We start from the raw sequence: 17,373 nt of genomic DNA, 5'->3' as shown, positions 1-17,373 counted from the left end.
CGCACGTAAAGGAATGAGATGACAATCTTCCTGTCTATCCTGGCCGGGCTTCTGATCGCCGGCCTGCCGGTTGCCGCGGTGATCCTGCTTTGCGCCCTGGCGATATCCGGGCAGTCACCGCTGCCGGTGGTTCGCGCCCTTGGCAACCTGACCTGGTCGACCTCGACCTCGTTCCTGCTGGTCAGCGTTCCGCTATACGTCATGCTGGGGCAGATCCTGCTGGAATCCGGGGTGGCCGGCCGGATGTACGAGGCGATCCGCAAATGGCTGCACTGGCTGCCCGGTGGCGTGATGCATGCCAATATCGGTGCGTCCGCGCTTTTTGCGGCGACATCCGGGTCCAGTACCGCAACAGCCGCGACCATCGGAATCGTCGCACTGCCGCAGATGGAGAAGCACAACTATCACGAGAGGACGTTTCTGGGCACGCTGGCAGCCGGTGGGACGTTGGGAATCCTGATCCCGCCTTCATTGGCACTGATCTTGTACGGCGCCCTGACGAACACCTCCATCCCCAAGCTCTATGCGGCGGCACTTGTGCCCGCAGCTCTGCTCGTGGCGATGTTCATGGTGTTGACTGTGTTGTCCAGTCTGATCTTCAGATCAAAGGAAGGCGATGGTGGCGTCCATTCGCTTGGCGAGCTTGTACGTTGCGTACCAGACCTGCTGCCGCCGATCCTGATCTTCGCCATTATTGTCGGCACGATCTATTCCGGCGTGGCGACGGCCACGGAGTCCGCGGCCTTCGGCGTGCTGGCGGCGTTCTTGATCGCGCTCGCCCGAGGGCGCGTGTCCGCCAGGATGCTGGGCCGGGTATTCGAGGGGACGATGGTCACGACCTCGATGATCATGCTGATCGTGATCGCGTCGTTCTTCCTGAACTGGACGATGAACGCCGTCGGGCTGGCGCGGGAGATAAACGGGCTGATCGAGCAGCTCGACGTCGACCCGGTCACGCTCATGGGCTTCATCGTGCTTTTCTATCTGGTTCTCGGCCTGTTCATGGAAAGTATTTCGATCACCGTGATGACATTGCCGATCATTGCGCCCATCGTCGTCTCCGCCGGGTTCGACCCGATCTGGTTCGGCGTCGTCTTCGTGATCCTGCTTGAATGCGCCTTGATCACGCCCCCGGTGGGCATGAACCTGTTCGTGGTTCAGGGGTTGCGCGCGAAGGGCACGGTTCTGGATGTGGCGGTCGGCGCGCTGCCGTTCGTGCTTGTCATGATCGCCCTGATCGGTGTGCTGATCCTCTTTCCGCAGATCGCGCTTTACCTTCCCTCGCTGGCCTGAGGCTGCGCTTGTGATCATCTGGCGAGCGTGCCGATCCGGCACGCTCGTCAAATTGACATGACCGCCTGTGACCGCCTGCCAGCACGCTACCGATAGCGTTCGCGCAAGGTGGTCTTCTGCACCTTTCCGGTGGAGGTCAGCGGCAGAGCATCAACAAACTCCATGCTGCGCGGCACCTTATAGCCGGCGACGAACTGGCGGGCATGGTCGCGCAGCTCGCTTTCCGTGGCGGCCTCTCCGGCCTTCAGCACCACCACCGCATGGACCCGCTCGCCCCATTTGTCGTCGCGCAGGCCGATCACCGCGCAAGCCGCGACGGCCCGGTGTTTGGCAAGCGCGTTTTCGACTTCGGCCGAGAACACATTCTCTCCGCCGGAGATGACCATGTCCTTCAGGCGATCCACGACAAAGAGATAGCCGTCCTGGTCCAGATAACCGAGATCGCCGCTGTGCAGCCAGCCGTCGCGGATGGCTTGCGCGGTCTCTTCCGGCCTGTTCCAGTAGCCAAGCATGACGTGCCCGCCGCGCGACACGATTTCGCCCACCTCATTCGGCGGCAGCGTCGCGCCACTGGCAGGATCGACGATGCGGATCTCGCTGTGCGGCGCCGCGACGCCTGCCGAGCGGAGCCGCGTCTTCGGCGCGGGAGCGACATGGTCCCGCGGTCCCAGCAGGGCCGTGACGGGCGACAGCTCCGTCTGGCCGTATGCCTGCACGAACGCGACATGCGGCCACGCGTCTTGAGCGCGCTCCAGCACAGCCTGGGTTATGGTGGAGCCGCCATAGCTGATCTGCCGGAGCGACCGCATATCGGCATGCGGCCGCAGTGGTGAATCGACCAGCATCTGCAGCATCGCCGGGACCAGCAGCGTGTGGGTGACGTTGTGCCGCCGGATCGCCTCAAACACCTGTTCCGGCTCGAAACTCGGGGCGGAAACGTGGACGCCGCCGGTTAGCGTCGTGATCGCCCACGCCCCGAAATCGGCCAGGTGGAACATCGGGGCCGTATGCAGAAAGATGGCGCCAGGCGTCACGAAGCGCCCGATACAAGAGCCGAGCGCGCCCACGAAAAGATTGGCATGGCTCAGCATCACCCCTTTGGGAAAGCCGGTCGTGCCGCCGGTGTAGAACAACCCTGCCAGGCTCTCGCCGCCCCGCCGCGCATCGGCGACCGGTGTCGCGCCGTCAAGGACATCCTCGTAGAGGATCGCGCCGGCGGGCGCCGGTTCCGACCCGGTCCAGATCAGGGCCCGCACATGCGGATAAAGCGCGCGTATCTCGTCGAGATGCGGACGTATCGTCTCGTCAGCCATGATCACCCGCGTGCTGGAATCGTCCAGAGAATAGGCGATCTCCTTGGCGGACCATCGGGTATTCACAGGGTTTACCACGGCATCGGCCCAGAAGGTTCCCAGGTAGAACTCGTGGAAATAGTCTGAATTGCGCCCGAGATAGGCCACGCGGTCATCTTTGGAGATACCCAGCCGCTGCAGCGCGCCGGCAAGACGTGAGACGCGGTCATGCAGTTCGCGGACAGTACGACGGCGGTCGCCGGTGATGGTTGCGATGTCATCGGGACGCGTCAGCATGTCGCGATGCAAGGATTGAGTCAGATACATGATCTCCCTTTCAAATGGCGCGCCCTGTGATGAGGATCTGGTCCCGGCCCGTCCACCGCGCCGTTCGGCAATCGCGGCCCCGATCGACCGCCTCCACAGAGCGCGATTGACCTTGCAAGATTGAATCCGGCTGCGATCAAAGTCTTGAACAGGCTTGGACAAGTCCTCGGGCCTTCCCGCGATCGCCGCATCAAACCGCACGGGTGTCGCAATGAGCCGCCTGTCTCTCCCTGCGTGCCGCTCCAGGGTCGAGCCGCGTCAATAGGGGCCGGGACTGCATAGTCGTTGTGCCCGCGGGACGAAATATCCCCGGTGGACATACGCCTTCTCGTAGAAAAAAATTGAACAGGATTGGAAAATCTGTTGGTGAGCATCCGAAAGGAAAGCCCGGCACTTGACCGGCAACGGCGAGGCGCCCTAGCTTTTTCTTATGCTGGACATCGATGCACTGCCACGCGGGTTGAAGCTGCACTACCTCGGCGGGCTTGAGGTCGTCGCGGGCCGTTATCGCGACCATACGCTCCCGCGCCACAGCCATGATGGTCTGATGCTGTCATTGCTGGGCGACGGCATCCAGAAGGTGCACTACAAGGGCGCCTCTCACAATGCCGGTGCCGGTTCGATCGTCGCCATCCCGCCGCACGGCGTTCATGGCGCCGAGCCCGAGGGCAGTGATGGATGGATGTTCCACTCGATCACTGTTCCGGTGGATGTGCTGGAGAGCGTGCACCCCGAAGGCGGCCGCTTTGCCTGCCAGTCGGTTATGGTGGATGATGTGCTCTCGCACCTGTTCAAGTGTCTCTTCAGAAGCTTCACCGGCGAAAGCGCGCTGCATCAGGAGACCGCGCTGTTCCGCCTCGTCGAACATTTTCTGAAAGCCCATACGCATATCTCCGACTTTCCGCAGCATCGCCATACGGAGAAGCGCGCTGTCGAGATCAGCAAGGATTACCTCGCGGACAATCTGGACCGGAACGTGATGCTTGACGAACTGGCAAAGGTCGCGCGGATGGACAAGTTTCTGCTGGTCCGCTGTTTTACCGACATCCTCGGCATCTCTCCTCATGCCTGGCATCGTCAGCGCCAGTTCCAGAAGAGCCTGGAACTGCTGTCGCGTGGAGCCCGGATCGCCGAAGTCGCCGCCCAGACCGGGTTTGCCGATCAATCGCATCTGACCCGCGTCTTCAAGAAGATGACGGGGATCACCCCGGGCACCTACCGCAAAGACCACCTGACGCTTCTGACCGGTCGCGGCAGCGTGGTGCCGCCGGACATCTGGCCGCGTCTGCATGATCTGCCGGGGAAAGACAACCAGGCGGTCAGCTCATAAGATCTGCCGCAAACTCGTCAGACGTGCCGTGGCCGGCCGCGCAGTCGCATGAACAACCAGATCAGCGGCGCTGGAAACGGGCGTGCGCTGTGCGCGCGGGCACCGGGGCCGCGGCGCAATGCCAGACCTGCCGACAATGTCCAGTGACGGCGGGTGCTGGTCCACGACACCGATAGCAGGACACGCGCCGGGCCGTCGCCCGGTGCTGGCCGGGTCATCAGCCGCAGGCGGGTTTGCGGTCGGGAGCGCTGTGGTGCCGGCAGCCGGCGGCCGGCGGGCGTCAGGCCGTCGGCGTGCCGGATGGACGCGGGCAACTGCGACATGGCGCTGATCTCCGGCAAGAGGGGCGGGCACCCCGGGGGACCGGCGGCCGGCCGAAAAAGTCCGGGCGGACCTGCGGTGCCGTTTCCGGCGACGCAGGTCCACCCGCAAGTTTTGGATCGGTCAGCACTGGCTTGGTCCGTGGAGTGCGGGGGCCGCATCCGTCCGCGCTTCCGGTATGGCCCCCGCCACCGGAACGGGCTTCACCCCGGACGGATGTCTGGTGATGTTCCAAATCGGTGTCGGTCGAAAAATTCGCCGGCATTCCTGGAACGAATTGGTCAGTTCGCCGTTGTCTCGTCTGTCACGTCACGACCACGGAACAGATTGTCGATGGCCGAGAGCAGGCTTTCCCCCAGACCCTGTTCATCCGCAGTCTGGTCCGATTCATCGTCGATCTGTTTCCGGGCGACCGCCGACGCGGCCGGCGTGCCGGTGGTCGAGGCGCCAGTGGTCGAGGCATTGAGCGACGAGGTGTCGGCAACGGACGGTGTCCCGGCGGGCATGCCGGAATCAGAAGCACCGGCTGGATCGGACAAGTTGCCGGTCGGGGCAGGCGAGGTATCGGGATGGGAAAGAGTGTGCTGTCCGCGCAGTTCGCCGACAAGGCGCATCAGCGCGGGATCGTTGCGGGCCATAGCGTCGTCGATGACAATGTCGGCCTTGCGGGCCGGCTCGATCGCTGCAGCCGCGGCCGTTGCCACCAGACGGCCCTGCGTTGTCCCGGGCGCGGCATGCCAGGCAGGCGCCGCGATCAGGGCAAAAGCCGCGGCGGTGGCGGCCGGCAGCAGCAGAGAGCGATAAGTCGCCATCGGTTTTCTCCTCAGCGGGGGCCGGCACCTGTGTCGACCCCCGACGGTAGAGCGTTCTGAAGCCGCCATACCGTTCGGCCATGACTATCCGAAATTCGCCATGGCGTCGCACGCGGCAAACTTGTGGCAATTCCGCGCGTGCCGGGGTCACGGACACTTGTTGCGACATGTTGTCTGGAGGCTGCCAGTATTCGCTGCATGGTCGGTCAATAACAGCGGACAGGGCGTTCTGCATCAGGCGCGGCGATTGCATTGCGTGCAACGCAACGCAAGAACGCATGACAACGCAACCTTGGCTATTCCATCGCCCGTCGCTTCGGCTAGAATGCTCGTCACACCCGCCGCGGCGATCGCGGAAGAGGTGGACAAAAAACAGGCGAAGGCGGTCGGGCGAAACCGCGTTCCGGATCGAGAGGCTGAGGTGACGGCATTTTCCGTCGGGCGTAGAGCACGGCATCGCATCACTGCGGCCGCACTGCTCGCGAGCACCATTCTATTGTCGGGCTGCACGACACCCTCGTCGCGGCCGGGTCCGGCACGTGCGCAATCGATGGTCGAGCCCGCCCGCCCCGATCCGGTGATCGCGGCGGCCGCGGGCATGCGCGGCGGCGACGTTCTTGTGCCGGCCGCCAAACCCGAGGCACCACCACCACCGGCCCGGCCAGTGGGGCAGGCTGGCGCCACGGAAGGCGGGTCGGGCGCATCCGGAGCGTCGGCGCCGGTCGCGCAACCTGCCTCTGACGACCCCCAGATCGCCCTGGCCCCGGTGATGCCGGATATCGGGCCTGAGGATCTTCAGGGATTGTCACCGGGGCGGGTCCGCGCTCTGATGGGCGGCCCCGTGGCCGTGACTGAAGAGCCGCCTGCCACGGTGTGGCAGTACCGCACGGGATCTTGTGCGGCGGATCTGTTTTTCTATCTGGACATCACCTCGCAGGAACTGCGTGTCGTGACGCTGGCCGTACGGGGTAAGGACAACACCGATACGGCGCGGCGCGCGTGCCTCGCCGACATCAGAGCAAGGAACCGGAATGGCGGACGAAGCTGAACACGGCATGGCCGGGACGACCGTCGCGGATGATCTTCATGTCGCGATCGTCGATGACGATGACCTGTTCCGGGAGTCGATTGCCCAGAACCTGGTTGATGCCGGTTTCGCGGTTGCCGACTTTCCAAGCGGCCCGGGATTCCTGTCCTATCTGTCGGATGGTGGTGCGCCCGGTCTGATCCTTCTGGACTGGAAGATGCCCGAGATGAACGGCATCGAGGTGTTGCGGCGCCTGCGGTCGGATGGGTGCGAGATCCCGGTGATCTTCCTGACCGTGCTGTCGGACCAGATCTATGAAGAGGCGGCGCTGACCAGCGGCGCCGTCGATTTCGTCGAGAAGTCGCGCAGCTTTTCAATTCTGCGCCGGCGGATCGAATTGATTCTGGGCGGACAGAAGCGTCGTGGCGAGGCTGCCGCCGCCCAGGCTGAGGGGGGGGGGCCCGCGGCCGACGCCGGCGACGACACCCTGCGCAATGGCGAGATCGAGCTGAAGATCGAGACCCACCGTGCCTATTGGCGCGGCAAGGAAGTGCCGCTGACCGTCACCGAGTTCCGCATGGTGCTGCATATGGTGGAGCGTGCCGGGCTCGATGTCCGCTATCGCGACCTCTATGATCTCGTGCATGGCGCGGGCTTCATGGCCGGGGATGGTTCCGAAGGCTATCGCTCCAACGTCCGGACCTTCATCAAGCGTATTCGTCAGAAATTCCGTGACCTGGATGCCGATTTCGGCCAGATCGAGAACTATCCGGGCTTCGGATACCGGTGGCTCGATGCCGAACAGCCGCGTTCGGCCGATCGCTCGGCACATGAAGACTGACGGCGACTGATCGATGACCCTGCTGCGCGCGCTCCGGCGCACCGTCGACAGCTTCGCCGTGAAGCTGGGCATTCTGATGGTCGTGTTCGTCAGCGTACCGATGATCCTGTATGACCAGTTTCAGGAAGCCGACCGCCAGCAGCGCGCCCTGCTGCTCGACAGCGTCCAGCGCCAGGGCAATCTGGTCGCCCAGGCACTGGTGCCGCTGTTGAGCCAGTTCGATGCGGCGGCCGTGCCGCAGGTCCGCCAGACGATCGAGCGGATGGCCCAGCCGGATGTGTCGATCAAGCTGTTGCTGCGCCCGACCGGCGGTGCTGCGACCGACGCCTTTTTCTATATCGCCTCGGTCCCGACGGTGCCGGTCGACTATCTTCAGGAAGAGCGTGCGGAGCTGATCGAAACCGGCGTGCTCGACCGGCTTGCCGACACCTGTGGCGGCGGCCGGCCGCTGGCGGTTGAATACACCAACCCCAATGGCCGGGTCGAGGTGCTGACCTCGCTGACCCCGATCGACGCCCCGATGGGCTGCTGGGTGGTGATCACCGCCCATGCGACCGACAGTATCGTGGGTCAGAGCCTGGCGCGGCCCTATTGGCAGATGCCCGAGGTGCGCTTCGCGGGTGCTGTCTATCTGACGCTGGCCCTGGTGGTTTTGTGGCTGTTCACCAGTATCTGGCGCAATATCCGCGGCTTCGCCGGCGTCGCGCGGCGTATCCGCAAGGATCCTGGCACCGAGCGCTCGTTCTCGGACATGAACCGGGTGCCGGAGCTGAACGATGTCGCCGGCGCCTTCGATGACATGGTGCGCGACCTGCGCGGCACGGCGGAAACCATGCGGCGCACGGCTGAAGAAAACGCCCATGCATTCAAGACGCCGATCGCGGTGATCGCGCAGAGCGTCGAGCCGCTGAAGCGGTTGATTCCTGAAGACGATCTGCGGGCGCGCCGGTCGGTCGATCTGATCGAGCGGTCGGTGCAGCGTCTGGACGTGCTGGTCAATGCGGCACGGCGGATCGAGGAAACGGTGGCCGATCTGCTGAACCCACCGCGCAAGGCGCTTAATCTGTCGGCGCTGGTCGAGGACATTGTGGACGAATATCAGGAGAATGCCCACACCATCGGCGATCGCCGGGTGGTCGGGCGCATCGACCGCAACGTCATGGTGCGGGTCGGTGACGACATGATCGAGACCGTGATGCAGAACCTGCTCGACAACGCCTTGAGTTTCACCAGGCCGGGCACCGAGGTGACCGTCTCGTTGACGGCTGTCGGTGGACAGGCGCAGGTGATGGTCGAGGATCGCGGCCCGGGTGTGCAGCCAGGTGACCTGGAACGGATCTTCGAACGCTATGTGTCGATCCGTGACGAGGGCCAGCGTATGTCGGGCGCCGGCAATTTCGGCATCGGGCTGTGGATCGTGCGGCGGAACGTCGAGGCGGCGGGCGGCCGGATCCGCGCCGAGAACCGCAAGGATGGTGGCTTGCGGATGACGGTCGAGCTGCCGCTGTCGCGCTGAACACCCGCGTCATATGCGTGATTGCGCCACGATCATGTTGCCTTGTGCGCCATCCCGCCCGATATTGGGGCGACTTGTCTGATAAAGCCCTGTTGATATGGGGCTCCGCCTGTATGTCTGTGATGATAGTGGGAACCGTGAGCGGTGGGGCCCTGTTTTGCCCCATCGTCGATCCGGTTATCACTCCGAGGCCCGGCGGACGAAGAAGAGGACCAGCCCCCGACCATGCGTGCTCCCGATTGCCTGCTTGCCGAACCTTTGCCTTCCGCTCATCCGCGCCGGTTGCCGGTGCCCGTGGCCGCCGCTGTGGCACTGGCCGTTGTCGTTGTGATGCAGGGGCCGTCCGCGCACGCCCAGGAGGTACCCGCTGGTACCTGCGCTGCTCCTGCGCTGATCACGCCGGCGCTTCAGGGAATCTTCACCGACGATATCGCCGACCGCCTGAGCGAACAGGACATGCGCTGCGTCAACAAGGTTCTCGACGAAGCGCCCCCCGGGCAGACGGCACGCTGGCGGCTGGAGGACGGCTCGCTGTTCCTGATGACGGCCGGCCGGCCACTCGGATCCTATGGCGTTCGCCTTTGCCGCAATCTGCGGATCACCGTGGTGGATGGGGTCGAGCGGGCGCGTAATTTTGTCGTCGCCTGCAGGGTCGGGGTGTCGCCCTGGGGGCCAACCGGCTGATAATGCCGGCAGCTCCAGTCAGGCATGCTTCATGCCGACGGCGATTTCCGCTGGACCATCCTGTGCGGCTCGGCTATCCAGTTGGGCCATGCGTGACATATCGAGCCGACCTCCGATCGCAACCCGTTGCTGTGACCGCCATCCGGACTGCGCCCGCACCGGCGGGCGGGCCGGCGCTCTATGGCTGTTGCCGGTGGTGACGATGACCACGACGGCGCTTGCGGCCCGCCGGTGCGCCCTTGTCATGGCTTGCCTTCTGGCGACCGTGGTCTCGACAGCCGGCATTGCCATGGCCTCATCGGATGTCATCCGCCATCTACCGCCACGCACGCCGCTCGTGTCGATGCCGTGGGGCGGCGATGACGGGCTTGGCGATGTGGCCGTGCTCAGCATGCCGCCGGCACACAATCTGGCTGTCGTCGCCGATGCGGTGGCACCGCAGCGGACCCAGTCGGGGCGACCCTTGCCGGTGATCCGGCTGCCGGGCGATATCGATGCCGCAATGGGCGACGACCGGAAATCCCGCTTCCTCAGCGTGGTGTTACCAGCGATCGTGGCCGTGAACAATGCGGTGCTGGGCGAACGGGCCCGGTTGCAGGCTGTCATGCGTGATCAGGCGGCAGGCATCGCGCCAAGCCCGCGCGATCAGCAATGGCTGGCACAGGTCGCCCGCTTCTATCGTGGCAAGGCGTCCGATCTGCCGGACCTTCTGAACCGCATCGATGCCATTCCGACCTCGCTGGCCCTGGGGCAGGCGGCGCTGGAATCCGGGTGGGGCACCTCGCGGGTCGCACGCGAAGGAAACGCCTTGTTCGGTGTGATGACCTGGAACAATGCGGTGTTCGAGGTCAAGCCCTATGAGACGATCGTCGAGTCGGTGATCGACTATGTACGGACCCTGAACAGTCATCCGGCCTATGCTGAATTCCGCGCCGAGCGCAGCCTGATGCGCAAGGTGGGGGCGCCAATGAACGGCGGGTTGCTGTTGCGGCATCTGACACGGTATTCAGAACTGGGCAGCGATTACATCGAGCGGGTCACGGTGGTGATCGAACAGAACGGCTTTGCCGGCTATGATCGGATGGATCTGCTGGCGCCCTGGGTGCCGCAGGGCTGAACGGCGGGGAGGCCGGCATGATCGGGCAGGACGGCAGGGGCGCCGGGCAGGCGCGCGGCGTGGTGCACGGCCGTCCTGGCACAGCCACCACGGTCAGCGATCAGGCGCCCGACGGGCCGGTAGTCATCGGCCTCAGTGCCGCCATCGTCGCGGTCACCGACGACGAGCCACGGGTGCTGGTGGTGCGTGATGACGGGCCCGATGCATTGCCGGCCGGTCCGTTCAGGCCGGATGCCCATCGCACCCTCGATATCGGGCTGCGCGCCTGGGTCACTGCCCAGACCCGGCTGCCGCTCGGCTATGTCGAACAGCTCTACACCTTTGCCGATCGGGGGCGCGACCCGCGTGAATGGCAGGGGGGGCCGCGCATCGTGTCGATCGGCTATCTGGCGCTGGTGCGCGAGGCGATGCCGCCGGCCGATACCGCCGCCGCATGGCGCTGCTGGTACGACTTCTTTCCCTGGGAAGACCGCCGCGCCGGTGCGGCACCGGTGGTGGCCGAACTGATCCGCCCGCGGCTGGCGGCCTGGATCGCGGCGGCCGCGATCCCGGAACGTAATCGGCGTCGCGCCCGTGTCGATCATGCATTCGGGCCCGAGGACGATGCCCATTGGCATGAAGACCTGGTGCTTGAACGCTATGAACTGTTGTACGAAGCCGGGCTGGTGGCAGAGGCAGAGCGCGACCGCAGCCTGAGCGCCGCCGCCGCGGCCGGCGGTGGCGAGATGACGGCCGATGGCGATCTGGTGCCGGCCCTGGGGCGGCCGATGCGCTTCGATCATCGCCGGATTCTGGCGACGGCGATTGGACGGATTCGCGGCAAGCTGGGCTATCGGCCGCTGGTGTTCGAAGTGATGCCGCCGGCCTTTACGCTGACCGGGCTTCAGACAGCGGTGGAGGCCCTGGCGGGACGGCGGCTGCACAAGCAGAATTTCCGCCGGCTGGTGGCACAGGCCGGGCTGGTGGAGGCGACCGGGCGGATGACCCATGAAACCGGCGGGCGGCCGGCGGAATTGTACAGCTTCCGCGCCGAGGTGATGCAGGAGCGCGGCGGCGCGGGGTTGAGACTGCCCGGCAGGCGCGGCTGATGGGCGGTCCGGGTCCCGCCGGCCCCTGTATGACCGCGCGGACACCGGCCTGCCCGGGCGGTCAACCTGTCAGAAGCCCAGCCGCAGCCGCAGCCGGCCGGTATGTTCCTGGCGATACGTGTCGCCGGCGATCGTCGCGTAATCGGCCGTGACCGCAATGCCGCTGCCGACCAGCGCGGTCATACCCACTTCCAGACGGGCATAGTTTGGATCGACCTTGTCGATGCGGGCTGTCCCGCTCGACAGGCGCACCTGATCGGCGCCATCCTCGTATTCATGCTCCCAGGCCATGCGGCCGCTGAACACCAGCGCGCCCCAGTCTGTGCTGCGCATCACCGCAGCGTGCATGCCCACTTGCGAGGTGACCGATTTGGCCGTCTGATCGGCGAAGGTGGTGCCGCCTGGTCCCTGTTCGGTGAAGCCGTCGATCTCCGCCTTCAGGTACTGTCCCTGAATGAAGGGGCCGAAGACCCAGCGGGTGGGCGAGAACCGGCTGACCCGCGGCCGGACGTCATAGCCCACACGCAATGTGCCGCCCCATTCGCGACCATCGGGTGTCGCCGTCAGGTCGCTGGCGCCGGCATCGCGCGTGTAATCATAATCGAGCCAGCTATGCGCCAGCGTGATGTCGGCATAGGCCGACTTGGCGAAGGTCGCCGATCCATAGAGCATGGCCGTATAGCCACTGGTGTCGATGCGGGTATCGGTGTTGTCGATCTTGCCGTCATAACTGCCATAGCCGATGCCGGCGCCCAGCAGCAGGCTGTCGAAGCCGGCTTCATCGCGCAGTACCTCATAATCGATGCCACCGACAAGATTGATGGCATCGTAGTCGACCGTCTCGCCGCTTGCGCGGGTGCCGTCGATCTCGCCCACGGTATAAGACGCGGTGATATAACTGCGCAGCCCGTCGATGCCACCCATGTTCCGGGCCTGGGCCGTGGCGGCGCCGTCGTCCGAAACATTGGCCGCCGAGCGGGCCAGTTGCGCCAGTCGCACCCCGCCATCGCTATCGGCGGCGGCAAGCTGTGCCAGCGGTGCCGTGAGGGCGGTGATCATGCCATTGGCGCCGCCCCAGAAATGTTCCAGCCCTTCACCGCCATGGGACAGCCCGGTCAGGCGCTGCGAGACCAGCCGCATGTGCTCGCGCGCCATGGCAAAGGCCATCTGTCGGAAGGCGTTGGCATGGCTGATGGTCGGACCACCACCGCCGCCGCCGCCACCGATCGGCGTGCCGCCGACGCCGGCGAAGGCGAAGATGAAGGTGTTGGGCGTGCCGGCCTCGGCATCGCTGCCGGCGCCGTCGCGCGGCTTGCCCAGTGAATAGATTTCAGCGCCGACGGCTTTCAGCGCGTCGAGCGCCTCGGCCTCGTTGCCGGCGGCACCGTAATAGATGGTGAAGGTGATCTCCTCACCGGCCGGCACACTGCCGAAATCGAAGTCGAACACGGCGCCGTGGTCGGAGGGGCCGGCATTGGTGAAGTTGCCGTTCACCGCGGCGCCGGTGCCGGCGATGTCGCCCTGGGGCGTGTTGGGATTGCCATCGGCGAAGCCGTTATTGCTGGAGGCGATCAGCTTGCTGGCAGGCCAGCCCTGCAGGGTGACCACCTCGCTGAACTGGGTGGGCGGAATGTCCCAGTCCATGGCCCGGCGATAGATCAGCCGCGCGACATCGCCGGCTGCCGTGGCGGTGATGTTCTTCACGGTGACATCGACCCGATACAGGTTGTCGACGCCGTCGATGGTCTTGAAGTCATGGGTGACCCGCAGAACCCGGCCGCCGGCGCCGGGTTCGACGACGTTGACCACCGATCGCGCGGCACTGCCGGTTGATCCGGCGGCGGTGCCGGTACCGGTGACGGTCAGGTCCACACTGGTCGGATCGATATTGGCCGTGCCGAAACTCTCGCCCGCTTTGCCGAACAGGTCCGTGCCGAGATCGGCGATGCCCCAACCTTCACAGGCACAGCCTGGCCCCAGGGCTTCGCCGGCGCCGGGCCGGCCTTTGTTGGGCACATAGGTCAAGCCCACCGGCGGAGAGCCGGAGCCCGGCACCACAAGATTGCCTTCCGGGTTGATGCCGAGCTGAACCGTGCCGTTGTCGATGATCGCCTGTGCCGATGCGCCGGTCGCCGACATGGCGACCGCGATTGCCGCCAGCGAGGCGGTTCCCCTCAGCCGGATGGACATCTTCATATGCGTGGCTCCCCCTCGCGTGGCCCGTGATGCCGGCCGGTATGGTTAACGATTGTTTCGCGAACCATGACACCGGCCGGGAAAGGCTCACAATCATCTGAACAGGGGGGGGCAGGCATCTGAACAGGGGGGCGACAGGCAGGCGGACCCTGTGCGTGACCTGCATCTTCCGCGGTCGCTCGCCGTCGGCGGGCTTGCAGGGAGGGGCGGTGATGCTTAGGCTAAGCCGCCGCCGCACCATGATGTGCATCTGTGATGCATCTGGCAGCGGCAGTGTGTTTCCGGCTGGGCGAGGAAAGGGTTGAGCGACGATGGAGCATTCCCTGTTCCGCTATATCGTACGCCACAGCCTCAGGCAGCAGATCGTCCTGCTGATCATGACCGTGGCGTCCTTTCCTTTCCTCTACATCTTCCTGGATCTGCCCAAGATCATTCTGAATGAGGCGATTCAGGGAAAGGATTTTCCGAAGACATTTTTCGGCTTCAACTTCGATCAGATGGAATATCTGATCGTGCTCTGCGGCATATTCCTGCTGCTGGTGATCGTCAATCAGGCCTTCAAATATATTATCAACGTCTATAAGGGCCTGTTAGGCGAGCGGATGTTGCGGCGCCTGCGTTATGACCTGTTCATGCGGGTTTTACGCTTCCCCTTGCCGCATTTCCGACGCACCAGCGCCGGCGAAACCATCCCGATGATCACCAGCGAGGTGGAACCCTTGGGTGGTTATGTGGCCGAAGCGATTGCGACGCCGGCCTATCAGGGCGGCACGCTGCTGACCATTCTGGCCTTCCTGTTCATTCAGGATCCGCTGATGGGGCTGGCGGCGGTTTCGTTGTACCCGATCCAGATCTACCTGATTCCCAAGCTGCAGCGTAAGGTCAACAATCTCGGAAAGACCCGCGTGCGACTGATGCGCAAGGTCTCGGACCGGATCGGAGAGACCATCGGCGGCATTCAGGAGATCAGATCGAACGACACGGCTGCCTATGAACTGGCGGATTTTTCCGACCGGATGAACGGTGTGTTCAAGGTCCGGTACGAGATCTATATTCGAAAATTCTTCATCAAATTTCTGAATAATTTTATATCGCAGTTGGGGCCATTCTTCTTCTTCGCGATCGGCGGCTGGCTGGTGATCCGTGGCGAATTGTCGGTGGGTGCGCTGGTGGCGGTGCTCAGCGCCTATAAGGAATTGTATGCGCCCTGGAAGGAACTGCTCGCCTATTACCAGATGAAGGAAGACGCCCGCATCAAATACGAGCAGGTGGTGGCACAGTTCGAACCGGCGGGCATGGTCGAAGCGGAGCGCCTGCTGAACGATCCGGCCGCGATCGAACCGTTCACGGGCGAGGTGGTGCTGTCGAACGTCCGTCTGGCCGATGAGGGCGAGATCCAGTTGCTGGATGGCGTGTCCCTGCATCTGCCGCTCGACAGCCATACGGCGATCGTCGGCGGTGCCGGCAGCGGCAAGCACGAGCTTGCGCTGACGCTGGCGCGGCTGGCCGATCCGCAATCGGGCCGCATCACCATCGGCGGCAAGGATCTGGCGACCCTGCCTGATGCCGTGGTTGGTCGCCGGATCGCTTTTGTCGGATCCTCGACCGCCTTCTTCAATATGTCGCTCGCAGACAACCTGCTCTATGGCCTGAAGCACCGGCCATTGACCCCGCGTGAGCTTGACGACGAGAGCCGGCCGATCTGGGAACGTGACCTGAACGAGGCAAAACGGTCGGGCAATTGTGAATACGACGTGCGGGCCGACTGGATCGATTATGAGGCGGTGGGCGGCAAAGGTACCGAGGCGGTGGAGCGCCGGCTGGTCGAGGTACTGAAGATCGTGCGGCTGGACGACGACGTCTTCGCGTTGGGCCTGCGTGGCCGGCTGGACCCCGCGGCTGAGCCCGAGCGGGCCGAACGGGTGCTGAAGGGGCGCGAGACCTTTCATCAAGCCCTGGCTGATGAGGGGTTGGGCAAGCTGGTCGAGCCGTTCGAGGTGGACCGCTGGAACGACAATGCGAGTGTCGCCGAAAACCTGCTGTTCGGTGCGCCACGTGGCGATGGCGAAGATCTTGAAACCCTGACCGAACACCCGTTCGTGGCCGAGGTGCTGTCGGAGGGCGGGCTCGACGCCGATCTGGTCGAGGCCGGGCGCCGCATCGCCGCCACCATGATCGAACTCTTCGCCGACCTGCCGGCCGATCACGAGTTCTTCGAACAGTACAGCTTCATTTCATCCGAGGATCTGCCGGTCTATCAGGTGCTGTTGAACCGGATCGAGCGCGAGGGCGTGGGGACTCTGGATGCGCAGGAGCGCCGGCGTCTGGCGGGTCTGGCCTTCCGCCTGGTTCCGGCACGGCACCGGCTGGACGTTCTCGATGATCGTGTCCGCGATCGTATGCTGACGGCGCGCAGACGCCTGATGGACAACAGCCCTGACGACCTGAAGGGACGAATCGAGTTCTTCGACAGAACGAAGTATCATGCGCAGAGTTCGATTCAGGACAACATCCTGTTCGGACGGGTGGTTTACGGCCAGGCTCAGGCGCGTGGCCGGGTGGGGCAGAAACTGGCCCAGGTGGTTGACGATGCCGGGCTGCGCGACATGGTGATGGTGGTGGGCTTGAGCTTCCATGTCGGCTCGGGCGGGTCGCGGCTGTCGAACGCCCAGCGTCAGAAGGCGGCCATCGCCCGGGCACTGCTGAAACGCCCCGACATGATGGTGCTGTCCGAGCCGACATCGGCCGTCGATGCGCTGGAGCAGGTGGAGATTATCGAGCGGCTGCGCGAGGCGATGGCAGGACATGCCATGGTCTGGTCCGTGCAGCGGCCGGTTCTGGCCCGGTCCTTCGATCGGGTGGTGGTCATGCAGGGTGGACGGGTGGTGCAGTCGGGGACGCCCGACGAGGTGGATATCGACGGCAGCGCGTATCGGCGCCTGGTCGGCGACGCGTGACGTCATGCAAGGCCCCGGAGCCGCGGGCCCATGGCCGCGGCCCGGGCATCGTTAGTTGTCCCGATGAGGGCATCGGGATGTGATCTGCTCCAGGTGCAGGAGGCGACAGTGAGCCTGATCCGTGACGTGGAGGTGCTGCGCAATGTGCCGATGTTCGCGAACATCGAGCCGGCGAAGCTCAAGCTCGTCGCCTTTACCAGCGAGAGGCTGACCTTCGATCCGGGCGACACGGTGTTCTCGGAAGGCGAGGTGGGCGATGCGGTCTATATCATCGTCGAGGGCAGCGCCGAGGTGCAGGTGGCGACACCGCGCGGGCCGCTGAAGGTGGCGGATCTGGGCCGAAACGACGTGGTGGGTGAAATCGCCATCCTGTGCGATGTGCCGCGCACGGCGACGGTGGTCGCGGCCTCGCCGGTCACGGCTCTCAGGATTTCCAAGGAGCTGTTTTATCAGCTGATCGCCCAGGTACCGCAGATGGCGATCGAGATCATGCGCGAGCTGGCGCGTCGCGTGGACCGCACCACTGAACGCTATCGTCTGGCGGTCAGCGGCGATGACCAGTGATCCGACCG

Annotated in this window: 14 protein-coding genes; 10 read left to right on the top strand and 4 right to left on the bottom strand. The window is 64.7% G+C overall.

Annotation, left to right across the window (positions count from 1 at the left end; all coding sequences use genetic code 11):
• Nucleotides 1-18: 18 nt before the first annotated feature.
• Nucleotides 19-1,293, top strand: coding sequence for a TRAP transporter large permease (locus WG924_RS18995; RefSeq protein WP_345934672.1), 1,275 nt, complete (start codon nt 19-21; stop codon nt 1,291-1,293).
• Between the two features lie 86 nt (nt 1,294-1,379).
• Here WG924_RS18995 and WG924_RS18990 read toward each other — a convergent pair whose 3' ends face one another.
• Nucleotides 1,380-2,912 carry a long-chain-fatty-acid--CoA ligase gene (locus tag WG924_RS18990; RefSeq protein WP_345934671.1) on the bottom strand — a complete coding sequence of 511 codons (1,533 nt, stop codon included), beginning with the start codon at nt 2,910-2,912 and terminating at the stop codon, nt 1,380-1,382.
• A 430-nt stretch (nt 2,913-3,342) separates the two neighbouring features.
• On the opposite strand from WG924_RS18990, the gene WG924_RS18985 reads away from it, so the two are divergent.
• Nucleotides 3,343-4,242, top strand: coding sequence for a helix-turn-helix transcriptional regulator (locus tag WG924_RS18985; protein ID WP_345934670.1), 900 nt, complete (start codon nt 3,343-3,345; stop codon nt 4,240-4,242).
• A gap of 17 nt (nt 4,243-4,259) precedes the next feature.
• Here the strand turns inward: WG924_RS18985 and WG924_RS18980 are convergent, their stop codons facing one another.
• Both WG924_RS18980 and WG924_RS18975 read right to left on the bottom strand, forming a co-directional pair.
• Nucleotides 4,260-4,565 (bottom strand): hypothetical protein, encoded by a 306-nt coding sequence (locus WG924_RS18980; protein ID WP_345934669.1) that lies wholly within the window; start codon nt 4,563-4,565, stop codon nt 4,260-4,262.
• 279 nt (nt 4,566-4,844) lie between these two features.
• A complete protein-coding gene (locus WG924_RS18975) occupies nt 4,845-5,375 on the bottom strand; it encodes a hypothetical protein (protein ID WP_345934667.1) in 531 nt (176 codons plus the stop codon).
• Nucleotides 5,376-5,667: 292 nt separating this feature from the next.
• On the opposite strand from WG924_RS18975, the gene WG924_RS18970 reads away from it, so the two are divergent.
• The 6 genes from WG924_RS18970 to WG924_RS18945 all read left to right on the top strand — a co-directional run bounded on the left by WG924_RS18970 (nt 5,668) and on the right by WG924_RS18945 (nt 11,648).
• Complete coding sequence (locus WG924_RS18970; RefSeq protein WP_345934666.1) at nt 5,668-6,423, top strand: hypothetical protein; 756 nt, start codon at nt 5,668-5,670, stop codon at nt 6,421-6,423.
• Nucleotides 6,407-7,243 carry a response regulator transcription factor gene (locus WG924_RS18965; protein WP_345934665.1) on the top strand — a complete coding sequence of 279 codons (837 nt, stop codon included), beginning with the start codon at nt 6,407-6,409 and terminating at the stop codon, nt 7,241-7,243. Before WG924_RS18970 ends, WG924_RS18965 begins: the two co-directional genes overlap by 17 nt.
• A 13-nt stretch (nt 7,244-7,256) precedes the next feature.
• Nucleotides 7,257-8,759: a sensor histidine kinase gene (locus tag WG924_RS18960; protein ID WP_345934664.1), complete on the top strand. Its 1,503-nt coding sequence runs from the start codon at nt 7,257-7,259 to the stop codon at nt 8,757-8,759.
• 225 nt (nt 8,760-8,984) lie between these two features.
• Entirely contained in the window at nt 8,985-9,443 is a 459-nt protein-coding gene (locus WG924_RS18955) for a hypothetical protein (protein ID WP_345934663.1), read from the top strand.
• A gap of 244 nt (nt 9,444-9,687) precedes the next feature.
• Complete coding sequence (locus WG924_RS18950) at nt 9,688-10,560, top strand: glucosaminidase domain-containing protein (RefSeq protein ID WP_345934662.1); 873 nt, start codon at nt 9,688-9,690, stop codon at nt 10,558-10,560.
• 17 nt (nt 10,561-10,577) lie between these two features.
• Complete coding sequence (locus WG924_RS18945; RefSeq protein ID WP_345934661.1) at nt 10,578-11,648, top strand: NUDIX hydrolase; 1,071 nt, start codon at nt 10,578-10,580, stop codon at nt 11,646-11,648.
• 69 nt (nt 11,649-11,717) lie between these two features.
• Here the strand turns inward: WG924_RS18945 and WG924_RS18940 are convergent, their stop codons facing one another.
• A complete protein-coding gene (locus tag WG924_RS18940) occupies nt 11,718-13,844 on the bottom strand; it encodes an autotransporter family protein (protein WP_345934660.1) in 2,127 nt (708 codons plus the stop codon).
• Between the two features lie 311 nt (nt 13,845-14,155).
• Here WG924_RS18940 and WG924_RS18935 point away from each other — a divergent pair, with 311 nt between their 5' ends.
• Both WG924_RS18935 and WG924_RS18930 read left to right on the top strand, forming a co-directional pair.
• Complete coding sequence (locus WG924_RS18935) at nt 14,156-16,801, top strand: ABC transporter transmembrane domain-containing protein (protein WP_345934659.1); 2,646 nt, start codon at nt 14,156-14,158, stop codon at nt 16,799-16,801.
• A gap of 63 nt (nt 16,802-16,864) precedes the next feature.
• The gene (locus WG924_RS18930) at nt 16,865-17,365 is read left to right on the top strand and encodes a cyclic nucleotide-binding domain-containing protein (protein ID WP_188580469.1); all 501 of its coding nucleotides are present in this window, start codon (nt 16,865-16,867) and stop codon (nt 17,363-17,365) included.
• Nucleotides 17,366-17,373 lie beyond the last annotated feature (8 nt).

It is taken from the genome of Tistrella arctica, from assembly GCF_039630945.1.
Lineage (GTDB): Bacteria > Pseudomonadota > Alphaproteobacteria > Tistrellales > Tistrellaceae > Tistrella > Tistrella bauzanensis.
Note: the sequence above shows the minus strand (reverse complement) of the source record. Positions and strands in the feature narration are given on the sequence as shown.